This is a genomic window from Serratia sp. D1N4, assembly GCF_054552755.1.
The window spans coordinates 726,493-751,030 of sequence record NZ_CM137274.1 but is presented as its reverse complement, the minus strand read 5'-3'; the positions used below and the strand labels follow the sequence as shown (position 1 = coordinate 751,030).

Annotated in this window: 21 protein-coding genes; 6 read left to right on the top strand and 15 right to left on the bottom strand. The window is 57.0% G+C overall.

Annotated features, from left to right (window positions below; all coding sequences use genetic code 11):
• The first annotated feature begins 71 nt into the window (after positions 1 to 71).
• Entirely contained in the window at positions 72 to 1,211 is a 1,140-nt protein-coding gene (ampH, locus tag ACX1CU_RS03155) for a D-alanyl-D-alanine-carboxypeptidase/endopeptidase AmpH (protein ID WP_459401191.1), read from the top strand.
• 45 nt (positions 1,212 to 1,256) lie between these two features.
• Here ampH and hpaA read toward each other — a convergent pair whose 3' ends face one another.
• From hpaA to ACX1CU_RS03110, 9 genes are all read right to left on the bottom strand, one after another.
• The gene (gene hpaA, locus ACX1CU_RS03150) at positions 1,257 to 2,144 is read right to left on the bottom strand and encodes a 4-hydroxyphenylacetate catabolism regulatory protein HpaA (protein WP_459401190.1); all 888 of its coding nucleotides are present in this window, start codon (positions 2,142 to 2,144) and stop codon (positions 1,257 to 1,259) included.
• 62 nt (positions 2,145 to 2,206) lie between these two features.
• A complete protein-coding gene (gene hpaX / locus ACX1CU_RS03145; RefSeq protein ID WP_459401189.1) occupies positions 2,207 to 3,577 on the bottom strand; it encodes a 4-hydroxyphenylacetate permease in 1,371 nt (456 codons plus the stop codon).
• 11 nt (positions 3,578 to 3,588) lie between these two features.
• The gene (gene hpaI / locus ACX1CU_RS03140) at positions 3,589 to 4,383 is read right to left on the bottom strand and encodes a 4-hydroxy-2-oxoheptanedioate aldolase (RefSeq protein WP_459401188.1); all 795 of its coding nucleotides are present in this window, start codon (positions 4,381 to 4,383) and stop codon (positions 3,589 to 3,591) included.
• 475 nt (positions 4,384 to 4,858) lie between these two features.
• Entirely contained in the window at positions 4,859 to 5,662 is an 804-nt protein-coding gene (gene hpaH, locus ACX1CU_RS03135) for a 2-oxo-hept-4-ene-1,7-dioate hydratase (protein ID WP_459401187.1), read from the bottom strand.
• 19 nt (positions 5,663 to 5,681) lie between these two features.
• Positions 5,682 to 6,068, bottom strand: coding sequence for a 5-carboxymethyl-2-hydroxymuconate Delta-isomerase (locus ACX1CU_RS03130; RefSeq protein ID WP_459401186.1), 387 nt, complete (start codon positions 6,066 to 6,068; stop codon positions 5,682 to 5,684).
• An 8-nt stretch (positions 6,069 to 6,076) separates the two neighbouring features.
• Positions 6,077 to 6,934, bottom strand: coding sequence for a 3,4-dihydroxyphenylacetate 2,3-dioxygenase (gene hpaD, locus ACX1CU_RS03125; protein WP_459401185.1), 858 nt, complete (start codon positions 6,932 to 6,934; stop codon positions 6,077 to 6,079).
• A gap of 105 nt (positions 6,935 to 7,039) precedes the next feature.
• Positions 7,040 to 8,494, bottom strand: a complete 1,455-nt coding sequence (gene hpaE / locus ACX1CU_RS03120) for a 5-carboxymethyl-2-hydroxymuconate semialdehyde dehydrogenase (RefSeq protein ID WP_459401184.1) — start codon at positions 8,492 to 8,494, stop codon at positions 7,040 to 7,042.
• Entirely contained in the window at positions 8,491 to 9,255 is a 765-nt protein-coding gene (locus ACX1CU_RS03115; protein ID WP_459401183.1) for a fumarylacetoacetate hydrolase family protein, read from the bottom strand. Before ACX1CU_RS03115 ends, hpaE begins: the two co-directional genes overlap by 4 nt.
• A 2-nt stretch (positions 9,256 to 9,257) precedes the next feature.
• Positions 9,258 to 9,890, bottom strand: coding sequence for a fumarylacetoacetate hydrolase family protein (locus ACX1CU_RS03110; protein WP_459401182.1), 633 nt, complete (start codon positions 9,888 to 9,890; stop codon positions 9,258 to 9,260).
• A 296-nt stretch (positions 9,891 to 10,186) separates the two neighbouring features.
• On the opposite strand from ACX1CU_RS03110, the gene hpaR reads away from it, so the two are divergent.
• Positions 10,187 to 10,639 carry a homoprotocatechuate degradation operon regulator HpaR gene (gene hpaR / locus ACX1CU_RS03105; protein WP_459401181.1) on the top strand — a complete coding sequence of 151 codons (453 nt, stop codon included), beginning with the start codon at positions 10,187 to 10,189 and terminating at the stop codon, positions 10,637 to 10,639.
• Between the two features lie 43 nt (positions 10,640 to 10,682).
• Here hpaR and ACX1CU_RS03100 read toward each other — a convergent pair whose 3' ends face one another.
• From ACX1CU_RS03100 to ACX1CU_RS03085, 4 genes are read right to left on the bottom strand one after another with little or no spacing between them, the layout of a single operon-like run.
• Entirely contained in the window at positions 10,683 to 11,474 is a 792-nt protein-coding gene (locus ACX1CU_RS03100; protein WP_459401180.1) for a MoaF C-terminal domain-containing protein, read from the bottom strand.
• A gap of 10 nt (positions 11,475 to 11,484) precedes the next feature.
• Positions 11,485 to 12,267 (bottom strand): SDR family NAD(P)-dependent oxidoreductase, encoded by a 783-nt coding sequence (locus tag ACX1CU_RS03095; RefSeq protein ID WP_459401179.1) that lies wholly within the window; start codon positions 12,265 to 12,267, stop codon positions 11,485 to 11,487.
• The gene (locus ACX1CU_RS03090) at positions 12,260 to 12,847 is read right to left on the bottom strand and encodes a DUF3156 family protein (protein ID WP_459401178.1); all 588 of its coding nucleotides are present in this window, start codon (positions 12,845 to 12,847) and stop codon (positions 12,260 to 12,262) included. The genes ACX1CU_RS03095 and ACX1CU_RS03090 overlap by 8 nt, the downstream gene beginning before the upstream one ends.
• A complete protein-coding gene (locus ACX1CU_RS03085; RefSeq protein ID WP_459401177.1) occupies positions 12,822 to 14,315 on the bottom strand; it encodes an APC family permease in 1,494 nt (497 codons plus the stop codon). Before ACX1CU_RS03085 ends, ACX1CU_RS03090 begins: the two co-directional genes overlap by 26 nt.
• A 211-nt stretch (positions 14,316 to 14,526) precedes the next feature.
• Here ACX1CU_RS03085 and ACX1CU_RS03080 point away from each other — a divergent pair, with 211 nt between their 5' ends.
• The 4 genes from ACX1CU_RS03080 (at position 14,527) to ACX1CU_RS03065 (ending at position 19,613) form a co-directional block, all read left to right on the top strand.
• Positions 14,527 to 16,161, top strand: coding sequence for a DUF4139 domain-containing protein (locus ACX1CU_RS03080; RefSeq protein WP_459401176.1), 1,635 nt, complete (start codon positions 14,527 to 14,529; stop codon positions 16,159 to 16,161).
• 381 nt (positions 16,162 to 16,542) lie between these two features.
• Entirely contained in the window at positions 16,543 to 17,202 is a 660-nt protein-coding gene (locus ACX1CU_RS03075; protein ID WP_459401175.1) for a LuxR C-terminal-related transcriptional regulator, read from the top strand.
• Positions 17,203 to 17,313: 111 nt separating this feature from the next.
• The gene (locus ACX1CU_RS03070; RefSeq protein ID WP_459401174.1) at positions 17,314 to 18,504 is read left to right on the top strand and encodes an MFS transporter; all 1,191 of its coding nucleotides are present in this window, start codon (positions 17,314 to 17,316) and stop codon (positions 18,502 to 18,504) included.
• Positions 18,501 to 19,613: a class II histone deacetylase gene (locus tag ACX1CU_RS03065; protein ID WP_459401173.1), complete on the top strand. Its 1,113-nt coding sequence runs from the start codon at positions 18,501 to 18,503 to the stop codon at positions 19,611 to 19,613. Before ACX1CU_RS03070 ends, ACX1CU_RS03065 begins: the two co-directional genes overlap by 4 nt.
• A gap of 46 nt (positions 19,614 to 19,659) precedes the next feature.
• Here the strand turns inward: ACX1CU_RS03065 and mngB are convergent, their stop codons facing one another.
• The gene (gene mngB / locus ACX1CU_RS03060; RefSeq protein WP_459401172.1) at positions 19,660 to 22,311 is read right to left on the bottom strand and encodes a mannosylglycerate hydrolase; all 2,652 of its coding nucleotides are present in this window, start codon (positions 22,309 to 22,311) and stop codon (positions 19,660 to 19,662) included.
• 130 nt (positions 22,312 to 22,441) lie between these two features.
• On the bottom strand, positions 22,442 to 24,367 hold the full coding sequence (gene mngA / locus ACX1CU_RS03055; protein WP_459401171.1) for a PTS 2-O-a-mannosyl-D-glycerate transporter subunit IIABC: 1,926 nt from the start codon (positions 24,365 to 24,367) through the stop codon (positions 22,442 to 22,444).
• Positions 24,368 to 24,538: the final 171 nt, after the last annotated feature.

Sequence of the window (24,538 nt, the reverse complement as noted above, 5' to 3'; positions counted from 1 at the left end):
GGCAATCGCGCATTACACTAAGCAGCGACTTTTGCCTTTCCCTACAGCATTTTGAAAATGGAAAACGACCGTTGAAGACCTCACTCTCCGCTTTATTGCTGGCGCTGGGCCTATGTGCCGCGCCGCTGGTCAGCCAGGCCGCCACTCAACTGACGTCACAGATTGTCGATCAGTATGCTGAACATATCTTTTTCAATAGCGGTGCAACCGGCATGGCGCTGGTAGTGATCGACAATAATCAGGTAGTTAACCGCAGTTTTGGCGATACCAAACCGGGTAACGATCAGCGTCCACGCCCAGATTCCCTGATCCGCATTGCTTCCATCACCAAGCTGATGACCAGCGAAGTGATGGTCAAGATGGCGGAAGAAGGCAAGATAAAGCTCACCGATCCGCTGCGCAAATACGCGCCCAAAGGGGCGAATGTGCCGTCTTACAACGCACGTCAGCCGATCACTCTGCTGAATCTGGCCACGCACACCAGTTCCCTGCCGCGTGAGCAGCCCGGCAAGAAACCGCCCAAAACGCCGGTGTTTACCTGGCCAACCAAAGCTCAGCGCTGGCAGTGGCTGGCACACGCCAGCATTACCGTGCCGCCGGGCGTGCGGGCCTCCTACTCCAACCTGGCGTACGATCTGCTGGCCGATGCCCTGTCGCGCGCCGCAGGAAAGTCCTACAACGCTCTGCTGCGTGAGAAAATCACCGCCCCGCTGGGGATGGTGGATACCACGCTGACGCCCAGCGCCGAACAGTGTTCACGCCTGATGATTGCCGCTACCGGGTCAAGTGCCTGCCGCGATACCACAGCCGCCGCTGGCAGCGGTGGCGTCTACTCCACCCCGCGCGATATGCAGCGCTGGATGCAGCAGTTCCTGTCTTCCAACCTCACCGGTTCGAGTAAACTGACGGCGCAGAGCGAGCAAACCATGTATTTCCAGCGTAGGGAGCTGGCATCGCTGACAGGGATGGATGTTCCGGGCCAGGCGGATGCTCTGGGACTAGGTTGGGTGTATATGGCCCCGAAAGATGGCCTGCCGGGCATTATTCAGAAAACCGGCGGCGGCGGCGGCTTTATTACCTATATGGCGATGGTGCCACAGAAAAATATCGGCGTATTCGTGGTAGTGACCCGCTCAGAGTTGACCAAATTCACCAATATGAGCGATCCGGTTAACCGGCTGGTGGGCGATCTGGTGGCGAACAAGGGCTGATTCTGCAACAATTTCGGGCGAACTTACTTGTTCGCCCGAGATACTTTAGCGGGCGCGATAAACCGACGGGGAACAGCCTTCAAGCCGGTTGAAGAAGCGGGCAAAATAGGCCGGATCTTTAAACCCCAGGCTGTAGGCGGTTTCATGCACCGTACAGGCGCTGAACAGCAGCATACGCTTGGCCTCACGCAGCATGCGATCGAAAATCAACCGCTTGGGCGATCGGTTGGCGAAACGACGGCACAAATCATTGAGCCGCGACTCCGTCACCCCCAGCGTTTGCGCATATTCCGGCACCGGCAGGTGTTCGCGGAAACGCTCATCCACCATCTTATTGAAACGCTGAAACAGCTTCAGTTCACTGCGCATCCCGCTGGCGGCTTTATCTTCCAGTGAGGTATTGCGCAGCAACAGCGTCAATACCGCCTGCGCCAGCAACGCCAGCGTCTGCTCGCGCCCTGCCATTCTCTGGCTGAACTCACGGCGGATCAGCGCCCAGTAATGGCTGAGCGCCGCCAACTCTTGCGGCGCATCGGCCAATGAAAGGCAAATCCCCGGCATCTCCAGTTCCAGCGCCAGATTGCTGCCGGGGTACAGCCGTTCCAGCACCGGCCAAACCAGTTCCTGACGCACCGTCAGTACGTGTCCGTCGCTGTCCGGTTCGGTGAAGAAAGCATGCGGCACCGAAGGGGGCGTGAGAATGAACAACGGTGCCTGCACCGAATAGTGCTGATCGTCGAGCTGTAGCTCTATCTTGCCGGTTTCCAGAAAGTGCACCTGAAAGAAGCTTTCATGCCAGTGCACCTGCATGTCACGGCCGAAAAACGCCGCCAGCCCCGCGAAGGTTTCGTAGTGCACTTCATCGGCGGCATAATGCGCGTCATACTCTTTGCAAATATCGATATTGACGATAAAGCCGGTATTTTTCTGCACGCTGTCCTCCGAGAATGAGAATAGCGGGGCTCAACATTTTTTGAGCCCCTTGGTTTTGAGTTTTAAGGCGTGGCACGCGGCCGTGAATCTTTCATCGGGATACGCCATACCAGCACGGCACCGATAATCAGCAGCGCCGAGACAAAATACAGCCCGGAGTTGAAGCTGCCGGTCACATCCTTGAACCAACCGATCAGCAGCGGGCTGACGGCGGAGCCGATATTCCCGGTGGCGTTGATCACCGCGATCCCCACCGCACGTGCCTCAAAGCTGATCGACTGATCCGGCGTGGTCCAGAAGATCGCCATAGCCGTAAAGGATCCCACCGACGCCATCACAATCCCCAGCAACTGGATCATGCTGTGGTTGGTGGCCGAAGCCAGCAGCCAACCCGCAGCGGCAAACAGGTACGGCAACGCGGTGTGATATTTACGCTCCTGCAACCGATCCGAACGTTTACTCCACCAAATCATACCGGCGATGGTACAGATCTGCGGGATCGCCGCCAGAATGCCGATCACAATATTGCTGCTGCCCTGGTTAAAGCTCTGCAAGATCTGCGGCGTCCAGATATTGATGGCGCTCAGGGTGTTGGTCAGGCAGAAATAGGCCAGCGTATACATCAGCACCACCGGCGTCAGCACTTCGCGCCACAGACTGCGCTGCTGCAAAGCCCGATGGCTGCTCGGCCCTTCTGGCTGCACCAGTTGCAGTTTGTCCGCGTCCATCATCGCCTGTAGGCTGCTTTTCTCTTCGTCGGTCAGCCATTTGGCTTTGGCTGGCGTATCGTCAAGGTAGAACCACACCACCACACCCAGGATCACCGAAGGGATTCCTTCCAGCAGGAACAGCCACTGCCAACCTTTCAGGTTCATCATGCCGTCCATCGCCAGAATGTAGCCGGACACCAACGAACCCAACGCCATCGTGACCGGCATGGCAATCATAAACAGCGCGTTGGCCCGGGCGCGGTAGAACGCCGGGAACCAGTAAGTGAGGTACACCAGGATCCCCGGTAGGAAACCCGCCTCGGTAATGCCGACAATCATCCGCAGCACGTACAGGCTGGTTGGCCCGGTGGCGAACATGGTGCAGGTAGAGGCAATGCCCCACAGCACCATGATGGTGGCGATCCAACGCCGTGCCCCCACCCTGCTCAGCATGATGTTACTGGGGATACCGAAGATCACGTAGGTGACGTAAAACAGCGTTGCCGCCAGGCCGAACATGGTGGAGCTAAGACCGAGGTCCTGCTTCATGGTCAAACCGGCAAACCCGATGTTGATGCGGTCAAGGAACGAGAAAACAAACAACACAAATAAGAAAATAATCAGGCGCCGAAATAACTTTTTAATCACCGATTGCTCGGTGGCGGTTAACGCTTTATGTTGCTCAGCCGGGTTAAGTGGCTTGAGCGAATCGACGTTGCTCATAGTGACTCCGATTAGTAGACGCCCGGGGATTGCACTGCCGGTTTGCCCCGCTTGAATTGGCTTGCCAAGGATTCAGCCGCCCGCGCCAGCAGGGTGGTATCCACCCCAACGGCGACAAACAGCGCACCGGATTCCAGATAATGCTGTGCCAGTTCCATCTGTGCCGTCAGGATGCCCGGAGCCTTGCCCGCAGCGCTGATGCGCGCAATCGCATCATCAATGGTGCGCTGCACTTCCGGGTGCTGCGGATTACCCGCAAAACCCATATCGGCACTCAGATCCGCCGGGCCGATAAACACCCCGTCCACGCCTTCCACCTGCAAGATGGCATCCAGATTGTTCACCGCTTCACGGGTTTCGATCTGCACCAGCACGCACATCTGGCTGTCGGCCTGTTGCAGATAGTTGGGTATCCGGTTCCAGCGCGATGCCCGGGCCAGCGCACTGCCCACGCCACGAATGCCGTGCGGCGGATAGCGAGTGGCACGCACCGCGGCCTGCGCCTGTTCGGCGTTCTGGATCATCGGGATCAGCAAGGTCTGCGTACCAACGTCCAGCAGCTGTTTGATCAACACCGCATCGTTCCAGGCTGGGCGCACCACCGGGTGGCTGGGATAAGGTGCTATTGCCTGCAATTGGCCGAGCACCGTCTGCACGTTGTTTGGCGCGTGTTCACCGTCGATCAGCAGCCAGTCAAATCCGGCTCCGGCCAGCAGTTCGGCGCTATAGCTGCTGCATAGCCCCAGCCACAGGCCAATCTGCGGGCGTTTTTCCTGCAAGGCCTGTTTAAATTGGTTAGTTAGCATTGTGTTCTCCATTAGGTATTTCCCCCTCACCCCAGCCCTCTCCCTCAGGGAGAGGGAGCAATCGGTGCACTTGATTAGCCTCTGCACAACGACATCAACAAACTCCAGCCGTCCCCACAGAAGAGAACAATCGCTGCACTTGTTAGCCTTTGCACAACAGCCTCAACAAACTCCAGCCGTCCCCACAGGAGAGGGCAATCGCTGTACTTGACTAGCCTTTGCACAGCGGCCTCAACAAACTCCAGCCGTCCCCAAATCGCTGCACTTGATTAGCCTTTGCACAACGGCATCAACAAACTCCAGCCGCCCCAAAATCGCTGCTCTTGATTAGCCTTTGCACAACGGCATCAACAAACTCCAGCCGTCCCCACAGGAGAGGGCAATCGCTGCTCTTGATTAGCCTCTGCACAACAGCCTCAACGAACTCGATCCGTCCCCTCTCCCTCGGGGAGAGGGTCAGGGTGAGGGGGAGCGATCAGACAAACCGGCAGCTGATGCAGCCCATCGGGCCATAGTCCGCATGGAAGGTATCGCCGCGCCGTGCGGGCACCGGCCGGGTAAAGGAGCCACCGAGGATGATCTGCCCGGCCTCCAGTTCCACGTCATACGGGAACAGCTTATTGGCTAACCATGCCACGCCGTTGGCCGGATGATTAAGCACCGCCGCCGCCACGCCAGACTCTTCAATCACCCCGTTGCGATACAGCAAGGCGCTGATCCAGCGCAGATCCAGCGCATCCGGCTTGATCGGCCTGCCACCCATCACCACGCCAGCATTAGCGGCATTGTCAGAGATGGTGTCGAATACCTTGCGTGGCCGCTGGGTTTGCGGATCAACGTTGTGGCTGCGCGCATCGATGATCTCCAGCGCCGGGATCACATAGTCGGTGGCGTTGTACACGTCGAATAGCGTGCAGTTCGGCCCACGCAGCGGTTTTGCCAGCACGAACGCCAGTTCCACCTCCACGCGCGGCACGATAAAGCGATCGAAAGGAATATCGCTGCCGTCGTTGAAGAACATGTCGTCCAGCAGCGCGCCGTAGTCCGGTTCGGTGATCTGCGAGCTCATCTGCATGGCGCGCGACGTCAGGCCGATCTTGTGGCCTTTCAACGTGCGCCCTTCAGCAATCTTCACCTCAACCCACTGGCGCTGGATGGCATAGGCATCTTCGATGGTGATCTCCGGGTGATCCAGCGACAACGCGCGGATCTGCTCCCGGTTCTGTTCCGCCTGATGCAGGCGCTGCACGGCTCGGCTCAGTACGTCTTTATCCAGCATTGATGGCCCTTCCTCTTATTCAGTTTTTACTAAACAGCGCGTGGACGTTGTTCTGCTTGTAATTCAGCACCGGATCCAGCTCTTCCAAGGTGAAAGAGAGCGCCAGATAACGGTTGGCCATCAGCGCGGCGAAGTGATCCTTGATCAGGATGAACAGCATTTCCGCCACCTGTTGGCGGCTTTCTAGGCTGCGGCCGTGGCCGATCTTCAGCGTCATATGCACGAAGGCGTAGTTCTGCTTGCCATCGGCCATCTGCCAGGTATCCAGCCAGATGGCGCGGCTGCGGATGCCCGCCAGCGGGAAAATGCCGGTTTCCGCCAGCGCGTGGTGCACCTTGGCAAACAGCGCGGGCAAATCCGCCTCCCGGCGGATGTTGTCAGTACATTCAGCATAAAAATGGGGCATCAGGCACCTCAGGCTTCAGCAGGGAGTGGGAACACGGCATTCACCTGCCCGGTACCGGAGCTGGCAAACAGCGGGGTGACAAACTCCACCTCGCCTGAGTACTTATCCCAGCCCAACAGACCCAGCAGCATCACGGTGTCGTGCATGTTGCCCTCGCCGTAGCAGTAGTTGGCATACTCCGGCAGCATTTCGCAGAACTCGCTGAAGCGCCCGGCTTTCCACAGCTGCACCACACGTTCGTCCATCTGCTGATCGAACTGGCGGGTGTAGCTGTTCATGCCTTGTTCGGCACGCTGATCGTCGATAAAGCGGTGTGACAGTGAGCCGCTGGCCAGCACCGCCACGATGCCGTCGTATTTCTCGATCGCGGTTCTGATCGCTTCACCCATGCGGCGGCTGTCGGCAAAATCATGCACGGTGCAGAAGGCAGAAATGGACACCACCTTGAAGTGCCGATCGCTATTCATGTAGCGCATTGGCACCAGCGTGCCATATTCCAGCTCCAGGCTTGGGATCTCATGCGCCTTGGCGCGTACCCCGAGCTTGCAGGCTTCTTCGGCGATCAGGTGGCCCAACTCCGGGTTACCGTCGTACTCATAATCCATGTCGCGGATGAAGTGTGGCAGCTCGTTGCTGGTATAGACCCCTTTGAAGTGCGAGGTGCAGTTGATGTGATAGGCGCTGTTCACCAGCCAGTGGGTGTCGAACACAATGATGGTATCGACGCCCAGTTCACGGCAGCGCGCACCGATCTCTTTGTGACCGGCGATCGCCGCCTGGCGGCAACCGTGGTGCTTGCCCGGCAGCTCAGACAGATACATTGAAGGAACGTGTGTGATCTTTGCGGCTAATGCTAACTTACCCATATATCCTCCCATACCCTTCATACGTCGAGTTACAGGTGCGTTAGCTGTGCCGTAACTCGAAATCTGGGTATAAGTCCTTGGTTAATCTAAAGGGTGTGAAACCTGTTACACACCCCAGCGTGGGATCGGGTGATCCCCCATGGAAATACAGACGTTTTTCATTTCGGCAAACACTTCGAAGCTGTACTCGCCCCCTTCGCGGCCGGTGCCGGAGGCTTTCACCCCGCCAAACGGCTGACGCAGATCGCGGACGTTCTGGGTGTTGACGAACACCATACCCGCTTCAATATTGCGGGCCAGACGCAGCACCTTGCTCACATCCTGCGTCCAGATGTACGACGCCAGGCCGTACTCCACATCGTTGGCCATGCGCAGGCCGTCTTCTTCTGATTTGAACGGCAGCAGGCAGGCCACCGGCCCGAAAATCTCCTCCTGCGCGATACGCATACGGTTGTCGACATCTGCCAGCACCGTCGGGCGCAGGAAGTTGCCGTGGCTCAGGCCCGCGGGTTTATCCGGGCCGCCTGCCAGCAGGGTTGCCCCTTCTTCGATACCTAGGCGGATATAGCCAGACACTTTCTCCCAGTGCTGCGGGCTGATCAGCGCACCCACCTGGGTATTAGGATCCTGCGGATCGCCCACGCGCAGGCGGTTGGCGCGCTCGGCAAAGCGTTTGACGAATTCCGGGTAGATGCTTTCCTGAATAAAGATGCGCGAACCGGCGGTGCAGCGTTCACCGTTGATTGAGAAGATGGTGAACAGCGCGGCATCCAGCGCGCGCTCAATGTCGGCATCTTCAAAGATCAGCACCGGCGATTTACCGCCCAGTTCCATCGAGAATTTCTTCAGTCCGGCGCTTTCAATAATGCGGCGGCCGGTGGCCGTACCGCCGGTGAACGACACCGCGCGCACGTCTTTATGGCGCACCAGCGCATCCCCTGCGGTAGCACCGTAGCCCTGCACCACGTTCAGCACCCCGGCAGGGATACCGGCTTCCAGCGCCAGTTCGCCCAGGCGATCGGCGGTCAGCGGCGACAGTTCGGACATTTTCAGCACCGCGGTGTTGCCCAACGCCAGGCAAGGCGCGGTCTTCCAGGTGGCGGTCATAAACGGCACGTTCCACGGCGACACCAGCGCACACACCCCCACCGGCTGGATCAGCGTGTAGTTGAGCATCTTGTCGTCCACCGGATAGGTGCGGCCATTCATCTGCTGGCAGATTTCGGCGAAGAACTCAAAGTTGTGCGAAGCACGCGGGATCAGCACGTTTCTGGTTTGGTGGATCGGCAAACCGGTGTCGGCGGTTTCCATCTCGGCAATCTGCGGCACGTTCTGGTCGATCAGCTCACCCAGGCGGCGCATCAGGCGCGCGCGCTCTTTCATCGGCGTATTAGCCCATTTCGGGAAAGCCTCTTTGGCAGCAGCTACCGCCTGATCGATCTCCAACTGGCCGCCGGAGGCCACTTCCGCCAGCACTTCACCGTTGGCCGGGTTAACGGTGGTGAAATACTCTTTACTGGCGACGTTCTTGCCATTGATCCAATGGTTGATGGTTTTCATCTCAGGCTCTCCTCGTAATCTTTTTCACTGATAATGTGGTTAACCAAGCGGCCAATGCCTTCGATCTCCACCACCACTTCGTCGCCCGGCTGCACATCGGCCAAGCCTTTCGGCGTGCCGGTGGCGATCATGTCGCCCGGTTGCAACGTCATAAATTCGCTCAGATAAGCGATCAGGAATGGGATGTCGAAGATCATATCGGCGGTGGTGCCGCGTTGGCGTAACTCGCCGTTGACGTAGGTGCTGAGCGTCAGGTTGTGCGGATCGTTAACATCGTCACGATCGACAATGTAAGGGCCGATCGGCGTCAGCGTGTCGCGGCTCTTCACCCGCAGGTTCGGGCGGTAGTAGTTTTCCAGGTAATCGCGGATCGCGTAGTCGTTACACAGGGTGTAACCGGCCACGTATTCCATCGCCTGTTCGCGGCTGACGTTGCGCGCGGTTTTGCCAATCACCGCCACCAGTTCGGCTTCGTAATGCATATAGTCGACGCCCGCTGGGCGAACAGAAACCTGGCGATGGCCAGTCAGCGTGTTTGGCCCTTTCAGGAACACCAGCGGTTCTTCCGGCGCTTTAAACTCCAGCTCACTGGCGTGATCGGCGTAATTCAGGCCGAGGGCAAACACCGTGCCCTGCGCGGGCGGCAGCCACTCGACGTCATATTCATCAAGCTTGCTGCCATCCGGCAGCGTCACCTGCAACTGGTCATCAACGGTGACATTCACAATCTGGCCATGATGGCGGATACGAGCATGTTTCATGATTATTCTCCTACCTGCATCACGCGGTTAGTCAGAGCTGGCAAAGGCGCACCTGGGGCACGCACCGTAACCCGATCGCCCGGTTTGATTTCCACCCGCTGGTGCGGCGTGCCAACCAGCACCGCGTCGCCCGGTTGCAGGGTAATAAAATCGCTGATGGCGGCGATCAGTTCCGGCACTGAACGCACCAGATCGGCCATTGACCAGCGATCCTGCTCTACGCCGTTGATTTCGGTGACGATCTCCAGTTGATCCACATTACTTAACGGCACCACCTCACCGAGCGGGCAGAAACCGTCGCGGCATTTGGCTTTGATCGCCGGGCGGTAAAAACTGGTTTCCGGCAGGCTGACGTCATTCGCCAGCGCATAGCCAGCAATGTAGTCAGCCACCTTTGCAGCCGGAACCTTACGGGCAATGCTGCCAATCACCACCGCCAGCGTCGCGCCACTTTGCACGGTTTCACCGGCCGGGAAGGGAATGCTGCCGCCGTTGATCAGATGGGTGTTGCGAGGTTTGATAAACCACACCGGCGTCTTCGGCGGGGTTTGATACGGGGCCGCGCGAAACGCCTGATCCCAGGCATCAAGCTGGCTGCGGTGATTCAGTGCAACGGAAAATACGGTGCCTTTCATAGAGACTCCTTCAATGGCAAAACAGCACAATCACTATTCGTTAATATATTAATGATCAGTTTTATACGCTGTTCAGCTTTTACGCAACGCGGTTAATTTAATTTGTGATCGCGATAACGAAATATTCACAAAACAAAAACATTGCTGCTATTATTCAATCCGTTAACCCTTTCTAGTGTTTTTTTTCATCACGGCGGGTACTTTTGCTTCCTTCATCGCCGCAAAGTTGGCTACTATTAAGTTGTTAACAAACTCCTCTCACAGACAGAACGTTTTGAAAGCTAAAGGCCATACACATGCATGAATCGCTCACCATCGCCCTGTTGCAGGCGCGTGAAACCGCCATGGGGTTCTTCCGCCCGATCCTGAAAAGCCATAATCTGACGGAACAGCAGTGGCGTATCATTCGCGTCTTGGCCAACAGCCGTTCGATTGAGTTCCATGAATTAGCCGCAGAAACCTGCATCCTGCGCCCCAGCCTGACCGGCATTCTGTCGCGCATGGAGCGGGATAAACTGATCTTCCGCCTCAAGCCGGTCAACGATCAGCGCAAGCTGTATGTCTCGCTGACCCAGCAGGGTCAGGAGCTGTATGAATTGGCACGCCATCAGGTGGAACAGGGCTATCAGGAGATCGAAGCGGCGTTTTCGCGGCAGAAAATGGAACAACTGATGGGGTTGCTGGGTGAATTGACCCAGCTAGGTGCTAAGCAGCCAGACGATGTGGCAACGGATCCCAACGAGCAATAATAAGAGTTGCAGCCAACGGCGCTGCAACGTGCAATTTCTCGGCTCAGGCCAGCGGATGCTGAGTGATATTGAGGATCTGCGCATGCGCTCCCACGGCAAAGTTACTCAAGGCGTTGAAGTCACTGCCCCGATAGCCGAGGATTTTGCCATCGGTGCGCATGCCCTGCAGATCGATCAGCACCACGCCGAGCGTCGGCACAATCTTTTCGCGCCAGACGAACAGGTAGAGCTTTTCCGCCACTTTCACATAATGGCAGCGATCGACGTCCGCCAGCCCTTGCTCAACGCCATCTAAGCACTGCCAGGCGTAGAAATTGTCATTCAGATAGATATGCTCGTAACGCTCGGTTGGGCTGTAGGTGTACAGATTACGCATGCTGATCAGTTCGTCGGTCAACTGCGGCAAGGCAGCAACGCTATGATCCAGACGGCCAAAGCGCAATTGCACATTTACCGCGGTCAACGGCAACCCCTGCTCGACCCGGCTGAAGGCATCCAGCCTCACCTGTGGCTCATCCGGTAATTGGCCATATACCGCGGTAAAGTTACCCTGCTGGCGATCGCACACCAGCGTGATGCTGCCGTTGGCGCGCTGCGGATCGAGAAAATCGATAAACAGGATCCCCGGGCGAATGCTGGTGGCACGGTAGTCAACGCGCCGATCCTGCCACAGCAAGGTTTGATCGTTATTGAAATGGCAGCTCACTGAATCCCCTTCGGCAAAACAGAAAGCCAGCTCAAGCCCCGCCAAATCCTGTTGCTCCAGCGTATGGCTGTGCGGGGCGAAACCTTCTGCCAACGCGCCAACCTGAATAAATACCGCTTCTGAACTCATCTGCTGCTCCTTATAAAGAGGTGAACGCTAAAGTAGGGACATCGACAATCGTGGAACCGCCATCGGCCACCAGCGTTGCGCCGGTAATAATCGATGCCTGCGGTGAACAGAGAAAACGGCACACCTGCGCAATCTCTTCGGCGCTGGCCGGGCGGCGCAGCGGCACATCGCGGCAAACGTGTTGGTAGGCTTGCTCCAGGGTTAAGTTATGCGCAGCCATTAACGGCTGCATCTCTTCATCCGCCATCGGCGTGGTCACCCAGCCGGGGCATACTGCGTTGGCACGCACGCCCTGCGGACCGTAATCGCGAGCAATGGAGCGCATCAGGCCGATCAGCGCATGTTTGGCGGTAACGTAGCCGCACACCTCCGGCCCGGCGGCCAATGAAGCGATCGACGCCACAAACAGCAGGTTGCCGCCGCTATTCACCAGTTCCGGCAGGCAGGCCCGCGCGCTGGCAAACGCGCTGTTGAGGTTGCTGTCCAGCGCCTGCTGCCACTGGCTGTCGCTCACGTCGGTGATCCGCCCCAGCCCCATGCCACCGGCGCAGCCGATCAGGCAATCAATACGCCCGGCCTGTTGTAAAATTGCCGGTAAGATTGTCTTTTGCCAGCTATCACCGCTGGCCGCATCACCGACCACCGCCTGAACGCCAATCTCATCCGCCAGCGCGTTCAGCGGTGCATGGCGGCGGCCAACGATAAACACCCGATCGCCCTGCTGTGCCAGCAAGCGCGCGCAGGCGGCACCAATGCCGCTGCCGCCGCCGGTGATCACTACCACTCTACTCATCACACTTCTCCATCAGTTGGCCGATCATCAGGAAGCTGCTCAGCAGCAAACGCCGCTGCTCGGCCTCCAGCCGCAAATAGCGACGACTCGCGGGCAAACGGCTGACCACTTCGGAAGCCGCGAAATGTTCAATCTCCATCTGCCAGCCACCGTCTTTCACCTGGAGCGTAACGTGGCGGAAATCGAGCTTCTCCAAGGTTGCCCCGATTTGTGGATATTGATACAGCATGGTCAGCAGCCGCTGGGCACTCGCATGTTTGGCTTTGGTGCGATAAATCACGCCGTTGCGGCGCAGCCAGCCGCCGGTAATCACCTTCAGCACCAGCGGTTCAGCAAGCGTGGTCAGGCCCTGCAAGCGAAAACGGTGGGTGACGATATGCGCCAGAAACAGCGATTGCACCTGCTCACAGATATCAATGCTCGGCCCCTGCGGCAGCGTCAGCCGCAGTTGGTTGGCCGCCAGCCGTTCACAGGTGTAGGGTTGCAGATTATTAGCCAGGCGGTTCAGCGCCGCCCCCGGTTGATAACCGGGAGGATCGCGCCGCCAAGCGCGATTAAGTGAGGGAAGTAAGCCGATCAAATTCCACCTCCTCGTTTTCCGCTCTGGCAAAGGCGCGTTCCAGCACTTCTTCCACCGGCACCGGTTTAAACGGGTTAACTCGCTGCACGCACAGGGTCCAGAACAGCGCATAAGCAGCGGTCAGGCCAATCATGATGCCGAACGGAATATAGACGTCACGCGGGTTCATACCCGGGGGGGTAATATTGAAAATCGCCAGCAGAATACCGATGCTGGAGACGATCTGCGGCAGTGGGAACCATGGCGATTTATAAGCACGCGGCAGATCCGGGCGGCGGACGCGCAGGATCACCACCGAGCAGGTCACCAGCAGATAAGCCACGCCCCAGGCGCAGACGGCGGCCAGCACCATCGGAATGATGCGATCCAGATTGCCCTGAATGGCAATAGCATGCACACAAGGGATCAACACCGCCGCCGCAATCGCCACCACCGGGGTTTTAAAACGCGGATGCAGGTAAGCAAAAATGCGCGGTAATGCCCCGTCCAGCACCATGCCGTACATAATGCGTGGCACCGCCGCCATCAGGGTGTTGATGGTGGCCGCACCCGCCAGCAGCAGCCCGATACCGAGCCAGTATTTACCAAAGTCCCCCATCACTCGGCCAGCAAACGCCGGAATGGCCATCGGCGTATCCAGCAGATGCACGTTGTTGGCCGCATCCAGCACTACGTTTTCCACCTGATGGCTGAGCGCCGCACCGTACAGCGCCATACAGGTCGCCACACCGCACAGCCCTAATGACATGGCGCGCGGGATGACGCGGTGGGAGCGTTTAATCTCCGGTGCCATCGGCGTTACCAGTTCGCAGCCGACGAACATAAACATCGCCATGCCAATCAGGCTGAATACCGCCCAGGGATCGCCGACGCTGAGCGTGCTGCCGAACCAGCCTTCCAGCGGCACCGCGTGGGGCAGCAACAGCCCGGCGATCGAGAAGATCATCAGCGTGGTCCACATGCAGAACGTCAGCACCACTTCCGCTTTGCCGAAAGCCTCAATACCTAGCGCATTCAGCAGGCCGAAGATGATCACCAAGCCGATGCCGATCATCCACGACGCATTGTGGCTTTCCACCAGGGTGTTGAGATGCTCAAAGTTCACCAGCGCCATGATGCCGGAGAGAATGGTTTCAGCGGTGCCAGCAAAGATATGCACGATCAGATAGGCCGACAGGGTGCCAGTAATGGCAAAAAACCGCCCCATGCCGCAGGAGATATAGTCATACACTGAACCGGTGGTCGGCATGATCGCCGCCGCTTCGGAGAAGGTGGTGAGCTGCGCTTGCATCATGATAAAGGCGATCAGCATCGCCAATGCGAAGGTATCACCACCGATACCAAAACCGCTGGTCACGGTCAGGATCACCGGGCTGGCCATTATCACCCCAACCGAACTGGCTAACGTGGTGGGGAACCCGACCTTGCCCCGTTCAAGCTGGGCATGGAGCCGTGATGACAGGTTCATGGTTACTTCCTCTTTATAGTTTTTGACCCGGTGTTGTGGCCGCTAAAAGCGGTAATCTCACTATAAGAAGGAAAGGAAAAGACTGACTATCGTCCTTAAGAACGATAGGGATTAACTTGTGGGTAATATCACGCGAGCGCAGCGTATTTGCTTCTCGGCGTCGGTATCAATAATGTAAACGTATTACCACAACATATTTAAGGATAAATCAATGACGATGCAGGGATTTAAAGCCACTTTGCTGTGCGCCTCGCTAGTTTTAGCCTACCCGACCTATGCCGAAACGCAGATACAGGACATTAAGCTCAATGACGTGACGGTGTTTATTCGCGGAGCCGAGTTATTCAATAGCGCGAAAGTCACCTTACCGGCGGGTGAAAGCGAAGTGATATTTACCAATATCGCCAGCGGAGTGAATGAACAAAGCCTGATGCTGGATGCCGATAACGGGGTGGTGGTTCAATCCTCCAGCGTAAAACGGGACTTTCTGACCGAGAATATCTCACCAGAAGTGGTGCAACTGACCACGCAAATTGAAACGGCAACCCGTGAGCAGAGTAAGCTGAACGTGCAGCGAGAAGTGATTCAGGCTCAGCTCTCGGTGCTGGAAAGCAATAAAGCGCTGGGCGGCGAGAAAGAAGGCGCTTCGGTTGAACAAATTAACCAGATGCTTGAACTGGTCAGCAAGCGAATGAGCGAAGCTTTGCTGGCGGATATTGATCTTAAAGAAAAGATCGCCGCCATCGATAAAAATATCGAAAAGTTGAACAGTCAGCTTGAGGAAGCGCAGCAAAAAACAGGCCAGGCGGTTAATCAGGTGGTAGTGAAGTTTTACACGCCGAAAGCCGTGACCAGTGATATTAAATTATCCTACGTGATTCAGGATGCAGGTTGGGTTCCAACCTATGATGTGCGGGTGGAGAATATTAATCGCCCGGTGAAGCTCAGCTATAAAGCCAACGTCTTTCAGAACAGCGGGATTAACTGGAATAAAGTGAATCTGACGCTTTCCAGCGGTAACCCCAGCGAGGGCGCACAGGCTCCGCGCTTAAATCCTTGGTTTCTCGATCTGTATAAGGATTACTCGCGCAGCAAAATGGTGGCGCAAGAAACGCCGATGCCAGCCATGGCACCCGCGCCGATGGCTGATGAATCTGTCGATACCCTGGCAGGGGCGCAAGAGCGAAAAGTTAAGAGTCAATCGTTGTCAGATTATGTGGTAACCGATGTCGGCGGCGTTAATACCCGCTTCAGCATTTCCTTGCCCTACAATATTGCCACTGACGGCAAAGGCCATGCGGTATTAATTAAAGATGTCGATGTGCAAGGCGATTACCGTTACGTGGTGGTGCCAAAATTAGAGCAGGATGCATTTTTACAGGTTCAGCTAAAAGAGTGGGAAAGCCTCAATCTGCTGCCGGGTCAATCCAGCATTTTCTTTGAAGGCTCCTTTGTTGGGCAAGGCTATATCAATATCAAGAACGCCAAAGAAACGCTGGATCTGTCTTTAGGCCGGGATAAGAAAATAGTGATTAACCGTGAGAATGACAAACAACTCACTTCTAAATCCGAGTTTTTTGGTAATTCCGTCAGCCAGCAATATTCCTACGTTATGAAGGTCAAAAACACCCGTAAAGAGCCGGTTAAATTGGTGGTGCTGGATCAGGTGCCGATGAGCCGTGATTCCTCCATCACGGTCGATAACCTCAACTATGACGGTGCCAATTACAATAAAGATACCGGCGAGGTTCAATGGGCGCTGGATCTGGCACCAAATCAATCCCGTAAATTGGGCTTATCCTATACGGTGAAATACCCGAAAGACCAACGGGTTAACGGCCTGTAGAGCGCATTTAAGTCACCCTTTCCCCCGCAGAAAACCACAAAAAGGCCTGGCTATCGTTCTTAAGAACGAGGCCAGCCCACAAGCGGTGCTATTTGTAGCACGCCGCTACGCCAAATATGGCAGAGATAGAAATCACAGAAACCGTTGTAAATTCAGCGGGAAACTGCCACATCATTTTTATTAATGTATTAATGAAGCCGCTATTAATCAGAGGTGAAAAGCCTACCAAACCAACACCGAGATGTTGTTATTAATGTGTTTTATTGCAATAACGCTCACGTTGTTAATGTGTTCTTATTGTGTTAATTATTTGCTACAACTATGCTTGCAACGTTCATATATTGCACAAGCGGCAGATCAAGAAAGGGAGGAAAATGAATTATGCGAACCACATCATCCCCCGTGCGTAACGACGCTTTTATCTCAAGCTGTCTGAATACCATTGCGCATCTGATCCCGGTTTCTGCGGCGGTATTCTATCTGGTCGATCCGGATCTGCGGCCCGAACACTATATCCTGCACGGCATTTCTGATAACACCCACCAGCAATATCTGAATCACTTTCAGCAGTTGGATCCGCATAAACCCGCCAATTTCCACCAGCAGGAGATCACCATGGTGGGCATGAGCCCGGCGGCGTTCGCCAATAACAGTCACTACTATCATGACTTTATGTTACCGAACCAGATGCGCGATATGACCGAGATCTTTATTCGCCAGCGCAAGCGGATCATCGCCGGGGTTTCGCTGATCCGCGATACGCCGTTCACCGAGCCCGAACGCAGCCGGCTGCGGGCGATCATGCCTTTGATCGAACTGGCCACCCGCGATCTGCTGCCAGACGCAGAGGCACCACTGCTCACCGCCAAAGAGCAGGAGATCGTCAATATGGTGCGCGAAGGGGCGAGTAATAAACGTATTGCCTTGAAGCTGGGGATTTCGCTCTCGACGGTGAAAACACATATGCGCAATATCTTTGCCAAAACGGCGGTGGTTAACCGCACTGAGCTGGTTTCCAGCGGTTTTATCGCTCACGGCTGATCGTTTTACTCAAAATATCACAGCACAAGATCCGCCAAACCTGGCCCGGCTTCCGCATGCTAAAAAAACGGCGTGGCGGATATTTATGGATGAAAATCAAGGATATTAACGATGTCCAATAATTCACTTTCAATATCTGTTCCCGCTACGGCGCTCCCCTGCCCGCCCGCGCTGTTAACGGCAATTATTGTTTTTGCGGCCATCGCACCGGGCATATTAATGACCGCACCGGCGGTTGCCGCGCAGTTGGCGCTGCAATGGCAGCTCAGCCCCGGCCAGATCGGCCGCTTATTCTCCACCGAACTCGGAGCCATGAGCCTGGCAACGCTCCCGGCCTGGTGGTGGATCGGCCGCATCAACTGGCGCCAGATCGCTACGCTGGCGGCCACGGTATTTATGCTTGGCAACCTGGCCTCGGCGATGGTCAGTGATTACAACCTGTTACTGATACTGCGCTTTATCGCCTCGCTGGCAGGCGGCACGCTGATGATCCTGTGCATCACCTGCGCTGCCAGAACGAGCAACCCCAGCCGGGTGTATGCCTTCTGGGTGTTGGGCCAGTTGTTGTTGGGGGTGATTGGCCTGTTGGCATTGCCGCCGCTGTTCGCCCATTTCGGCCTGATGGTGGTGTACCTGATTCTGGCGGCGATCATGCTGTGTTGCCTGCCGCTGATCCGCGCGTTCCCCAGCGGCTTTCACCCAACCAACGGCACTTCCAGCCCGTTCCCAGCGGCCCCGCTCAGCCGCAAGCTGTACGCCGTGTTAGCGGTGTTAACCTTCTATATCAGCCTGAGCGCCGTCTGGACCTTTATCGGCAATATCGCCGCCACCGCCGGCCTTTCGCTGGTGCACAGCGGGCAGGTGCTGGCGGCTGCTACTGTGTTTGGCATTATCGGTGCCGGATGCGCCTCGTTGATTGGCGCACGGCGCAGCCATAAACCGCTGTTGTGGATCGGCTATGGCCTGCTGATCGCCAGCATCGTGCTGCTGAGCCGCGATCCGCTGCTCATTCGCTTTACGCTGGCTGCGGTGATGTTCAAATTCACCTGGACCTTTGTGCTGCCATTCATTCTGGCGCGCGTCGCTGCGCTGGATAACAACGGCAAGCTGATGAACAGCATCAACCTGGTGATCGGCGGCGGTATGGCGATTGGCCCAACGCTGGCGGGTTACCTGATCGAATCTTCCGGTGGGATCGGCTCTTTGCTGGGCGGGGCGCTCACCTGCGCGCTGCTGTCTTTGCTGCTGATCTCACTGGCTTCACCGCGCACGCCGCGCCGTTTAACAGGAGTTATAAGGTGAAAAGAAAAACCGGTTTCTTCTTTGATGAACGCTGCTTCTGGCACAGCACTGGCCTGCACGCCACCACGCTGCCGGTGGGCGGCTGGGTACAACCGCCATCGGGCGCAGGCCATGCGGAATCGCCGGAGACCAAGCGACGGATGAAAAACCTGATGGACGTTTCAGGCCTGTCGCGCCAGCTCAGCCTGCTGAGCGCAGAACCGGCGGAAGAAGAGGATCTGCTGCGTATCCATCCCGCACACTACCTGCAACGCTTCAAGCAACTGAGCGACAACGGCGGCGGCATGCTGGGGGAAGAAGCCCCATTGGGGCCGGGCAGTTATGAGATCGCCAAACTCTCTGTCGGTTTGGCCTGCGCCGCCGTCGAAGCGGTGCTGAAAGGTGAGTTGGACAATGCCTACTCGCTATCGCGCCCGCCGGGCCACCACTGCCTGCCGGATCAATCGATGGGATTCTGTTTTCTGGCTAACATTCCGATCGCCATCGAACGCGCTCAGGCCACGCTAGGGCTGGGCAAGGTGGCGGTGATCGACTGGGACGTACACCACGGCAATGGCACTCAGCATATCTACTGGCAGCGCGATGACGTGTTAACCATTTCTTTGCATCAGGACGGCTGTTTCCCTGCGGGTTACGCCGGTGAGCAGGATCGCGGGGAAGGTGCCGGTCGCGGTTATAACCTCAATATTCCGCTGCTGGCCGGTGCCGGTGACGACGGCTATCAATACGCCATGCAGCAGATAGTGATCCCGGCGTTGGAACGCTTCAAGCCGGAATTAATCATTATTGCCTGCGGTTACGACGCCAACGCCCTCGATCCGCTGGCGCGTATGCAACTGCACAGCGACAGCTTCCGCGCCATGACCGCACAGGTGCAAAGCGCTGCCGATCGGTTATGCGAGGGTAAACTGGTGATGGTTCATGAGGGCGGTTATGCCGAAGCCTACGTACCGTTCTGCGGGCTGGCGGTGATGGAGGAGTTGAGCGGGATCCGCACCGAAGTGCAGGATCCGCTGCTGGGGTTTATTCAGCAACAGCAGCCTAGAGAAGCCTTCAACCAGTTCCAGCGCGCGGCTATTGATAGGTTGGCGAGGGAGTTTGATCTGTAATTCCTGTTTAGAAGCGTGGATATCCACGCCTCTGTCTCCAACATATTTAACGAATAAACCGGAAAGTCTTCGACTGGCACGGCGCAAGCTGGCCGAAATCCCCGCTCGCTGCATTCTGCTGCGCCAGCGGTTGTTCATCCATACCGGTTTCCAACCACTCCTGCGACGGTGTTTCCAGCGTTAACTGCCCGCCGATCGTCACCTGTTCTGAAGGGTTGTAGACGCGGATGACCAGGGCTTCGGCATCTTCGGCCTTCTTCAGCACGCTGAGCACCGGGCCAGATTCCGCCATCGACAGCAGGCTGAAACGCAGCGGGGTGCGGAATGGCGCCAGGTTCAGCTTCATCGCATCGAACGGGATCTTGTTGTAGCAACGCACCGGTGTGACATAGGCCCGCGCCTGCTGCATCACGCCCGCCTGATGCGGATCGCCCGCAAAGCTGAACAGGCTGAAGCGGCAGTGCAATTTGCCACGCATCTGCGAATCCGGCGTCGGCAGTTTGATGCCGGAAGGGCGGCCTGGGCGCAGCAGTAACTCTTCCTTGCCCAGCACGCCGACCGAGCGGAACAGCGTCAGCGCAAAGGTATCGCGGCGTTCACCGACAATCTCAAACTCGCGCAGCCCTTCGGTGAACAGCGCCAAGCCATGGTGCCGATCGTGCAACGCGGCAAAGTTCATCAGTTGCCACACCGGGATCGGCGCTTCCTTCCAGCCTTCCTGTTGCCAATACGCCATCGCCGGATCGTCCACCGGGCGGGTAATGCTGCCAAACTGGTTATCCGCTAGCACGGTTTTGCTGGCAAACGGCGTCGGGATCAGCACGCGCACGCGGTGATCGTCGGCCTGGTTATCCAGTTGCATCTCAATGTCGATGCGGCGGCTGCCGTGCGCCAGCGTGATCTGGCACTGCACGTCCAGATAACCGTCGGTTTGGCGTTCGGCACGCTGTTGCAGATTGGCAGGCAGCGCCATCCGCAGTGCCAGCGTGGCGGTACTCTGCCAAGCTTCGTGGCGGATGGCGGTGGTCACAGCGCTCTGCGTGGAGTAGATCAACCATTCCTGGCGGGAAGGAGAATAGTCGTATTCGTCGCCATCATCCGAGCCGTCTTCCAGTTGCAGCACCTGTTGGTAGCGGCAACCGGTCTGCTTATCTTCAATATCCAGCGTGCCGTTAGCATTCAGGCCGATGCGGTAATAGCGGTTTTCCAGCAGGTCCGCTGGCTGCGCCGCAGGTTGGCGCAGAACCCCGGCCTGATTGGCGTGGATATGCAGGGTGCAATATCCCATTGCCGGTAAACTTTGGCGCAGTTGAATATCGTATTCCATAAACGGATCGTAGTTGCCGTAATGGACGATTTGGCGATCCACCAAGCCCGGGTCGATCTCCCGTGCGTCACGAATAAAGTATTCCACCGGCTGACCTTGGTCGTCCAACAGCGAGAACTGCCGGGCACGAATGCGGATGGTGGTGTTGATCACCTCTTCACGGGCGTAAGGCAACAGATTGAAGAAGGTCAGTTTGTCGGCCACCTGACCTTCCGCATCGCTGTGCTGCACCGGCATGTTGTCGACAATCTTGCGCATATAGAAACGCACCAGATTCTCGGCCATGTCATCCGCCAGGATAAAGCGTGTCATGATCTCCTGATGCACTTTGTCGCTACAGCAACAGCCGATGCTGTCGTGTGCGTGGTTTTTCAGGATCTCTTTCCACATTTTCTCCAGCAGACCGTGGTGATATTCAAAGCCCAACGACCAGGCGATCGCCGCCAGCGGTTCGAGAATATTGACGATCTTGTTCTCGATCTCCGCATGGGCGATCTTGATGTCCATGCGAGTAGAGGAGATGGTGCGGTGCACGCGCATGTACTTGCCGTCGTTGAATTCACCTTTCAGCGTCGCCAAACGTTCACGGCTGGCTTCGATGCGCTCAAACACTTCTTCAAAACGGCTCATGACAAATTCGCGCTGCGGGTAGATCTCGCGCAGCTTGGCCATCACCGCGAAGATATTCTGTTGCAGCGGCATCTGATCGTGGCCGTTGGGCAGCAGGATGTCTTGGGTAACCGAGGCGTTTTCCAGCACCTTGAAGTAGCTGTCCAGCCGTTTGCGCAGCCCGGCTTCATCCTCTGGCAGATATTTACCGATGGCGTAGCCCAACGGCAGTACCTGCGCCGCCACTTCGCTGCCGTCATTGCTCTGCCACAGGAATTCGGTTTTGTCGGTGCCGTGGCGCTCGGAGCAACCACGCCAGAACATGGCACGCGTGATGCCAAAGCCGTTGAAGATGTGCGGTAACTGTGAGGACATGCTGAAAGAGTCCGGCAGATAGCCAATCTTCATCGGCTCGCCGAAGGCCAGGCAATCGCGCATGCCGTACATCAGGTTGCGGACGATGGATTCACCGGAGACCACCATGGTATCGGTCTGGGTATACCACGGGCCGATAATCAGCTTGCCCGCCTGCACCAGCGCCTTCACCCGCTCGGTGTTTTCCGGCTTGATGGCGAAATAGTCTTCCAGCACCGCCGTTTGCCCGTCCAGCACATAGAACCGGTACTCGGGATCGGTTTCCAGCCGGGTCAGGATCTCTTCCATATTGTTAATCAGCAGGATGCGTGACTCCTCGGTGGTAAAATACCACTCACGATCCCAGTGCATATGCGGCGTAATATGAACTCGTGATACTGCTTTCATCTTCAATTCCTAAATAGGGCAGCGCATTCAATAGACTGCCAATCAGTTAACGCTAAACCGTTCAAGGTGAGGCTGCTAGCTCATCACCCCGGCCCTCTCCCCAAGGAGAGGGGGAAATGCGAACCCGAAATTACTGCGGCTGAGCAATAGTGTATTTGCCCTGCTTGGTCGCCTGGCGCCGCCAGAGGATCAGCACCAGCGTGGAAATCACCGTACCAATCAGCGCCGCACCCAGCCAGATCGCCGCCGACAGCAGCCCACCCAGGCCATTGTCATGCAGCAGGAACAGCGAGAAGATCCCCGCGCCCGGTGTAGACAGGCCGATGCCCATGCCACCGACGATAGCGCCAGTCACCATCGATCCCACCAGGAAGGAGCCGATCACCCGCAGCGGATCTTCAATTGCCATCGGGATCGCCCCTTCGGTAATGCCCGCCAGGCCCAGCAGCCAGGTGGATTTACCGGTCTCAATTTCAAACTGCTGGAACAGACGCGGTGCCAGCATCGTCGAGGCGGTAACCGTGAAAGCCGACACCATTTTGACCGCACCGAAAATTGCATAAGGGCCGAACACCCCGTTGGCCATCGCCCCCAGGCAGAAGGCATAAGCCGCTTTGTTCACCGGGCCGCCGAGATCGAACGAGCACATAAAGCCGAGGATCGCCCCCAGCACCAGCGCGTTGGTGCCCGACAGACCGTTGAGCCAGTTGGTCAGGCCGTTGTTCAACCAGGCTACCGGTTGGCCAATGACAAACAACATCAGGCTGCCCGCCACCAGGGTGCCAATCACCGGGTACAGGTAAAACGTCAGGAAACCGTTGAAGTTCGGGCTGAGGCGCACGTGGCTTTTTACCCAACGCATCAGATAGCCAGCGATCAACCCGCCGACCACGCCACCGAGAAAGCCGGAGCCGATCATGTTTGCCGCCAGCCCGGCAGCAAAGCCGGGGCCCAGCGCCGGTTTATCGGCCAGCGAATAGGCGGTGTAAGCGGCCAGTACCGGCACCATCAGGGTGCCAAGCATGCCGCCACCCAGTTTGCGATACATCCACAGCCAGGAGTTCTCCTGATCGAACAGATGTTGCAGCCCGAGGATCTGTGCCAACAGCACCGCCACCGCCAGCACCGTGCCACCCGCAACGATCAGCGGCACGGCAAAAGAGATACCGCTCAGCAGCGCCTGCTTGAGTTCGGTTTTCACGCTCGGTTTCTGCGCAGGCAAGTCCTGTTGCCTGACGCGTTCAGCACCGTTGCCGGATTTGCCCGCCTCCAGCGCACGATTGAGAATACGTTCGGCATGTTTGATCGGTTCCGCCACCGGCGTTTCAATGCGCGGAATGCCGTTGAAGCGTTCCACCTCTTTGATCGCCACCTCGGCGGCAAACACGCAGGCGGTGGCTTGATTCAACTGCTCAGCCGTCAGGCGGCCTTCGATACCGTTGGCACCCTGTTTTTCCACATAGACGTTAATGCCGAGCTTGCGCCCCGCCTTTTCCAGATATTCCGCCGCCATATAGGTATGGGCGATCCCTGCCGGGCAGGCGGTCACGCACACGATCGTTGGCCGGGTGGCATCCTGCTGCGGTTGTTCAGGCTCTGCCGCATCTTGGGACAACAGGGCCAGCAACTGTTCCGCCGTGGTGGCCTGCAATACCGCCGCACGAATATCGTCATCCACCAGCGCGGTGGTCAGCGTGGTGAGCAATTGCATATGGGTGGAACCGGCCTGAGCCTCAGGGATCGCCAGCAGGAAGATCAGGTTGACGCTTTCCGGGCCATCAATGCCTTCCCACTCAATCGGGGTTTTCAGAGTAGCGACGGCAAATGCCGCCTCTTTGACCGTATCGCTTTTACCGTGCGGCACCGCCAGCCCTTCCCCCAACGCGGTGGGGCCCTGCGCTTCGCGGGCGAATACCGCCTGCAGGAAAGCCTCTTTGTCGTGCAATTTGCCTTGCTCGGCCAGTTGATCGGCCAGCAGATGAATGGCCTGATCGCGCCCCGCAAACTCCGTTTGCAGGTTTATCAGGCTGGGGTGGGTCAGGCTGCTCAGGTTCATCGCTATCCTCGGTTTAACTGCTTTCGCTGTGAAGCCAACACGGCTCCATCACCAGACAGGTGGCGATAATAACAAGTAGTACCATACCATTTTGTGATCAATTTCAAATCACCATTATTTTTGTATTAAATTTGTATTATAAATATAGGCCAATAATTCAACGAAAGACGG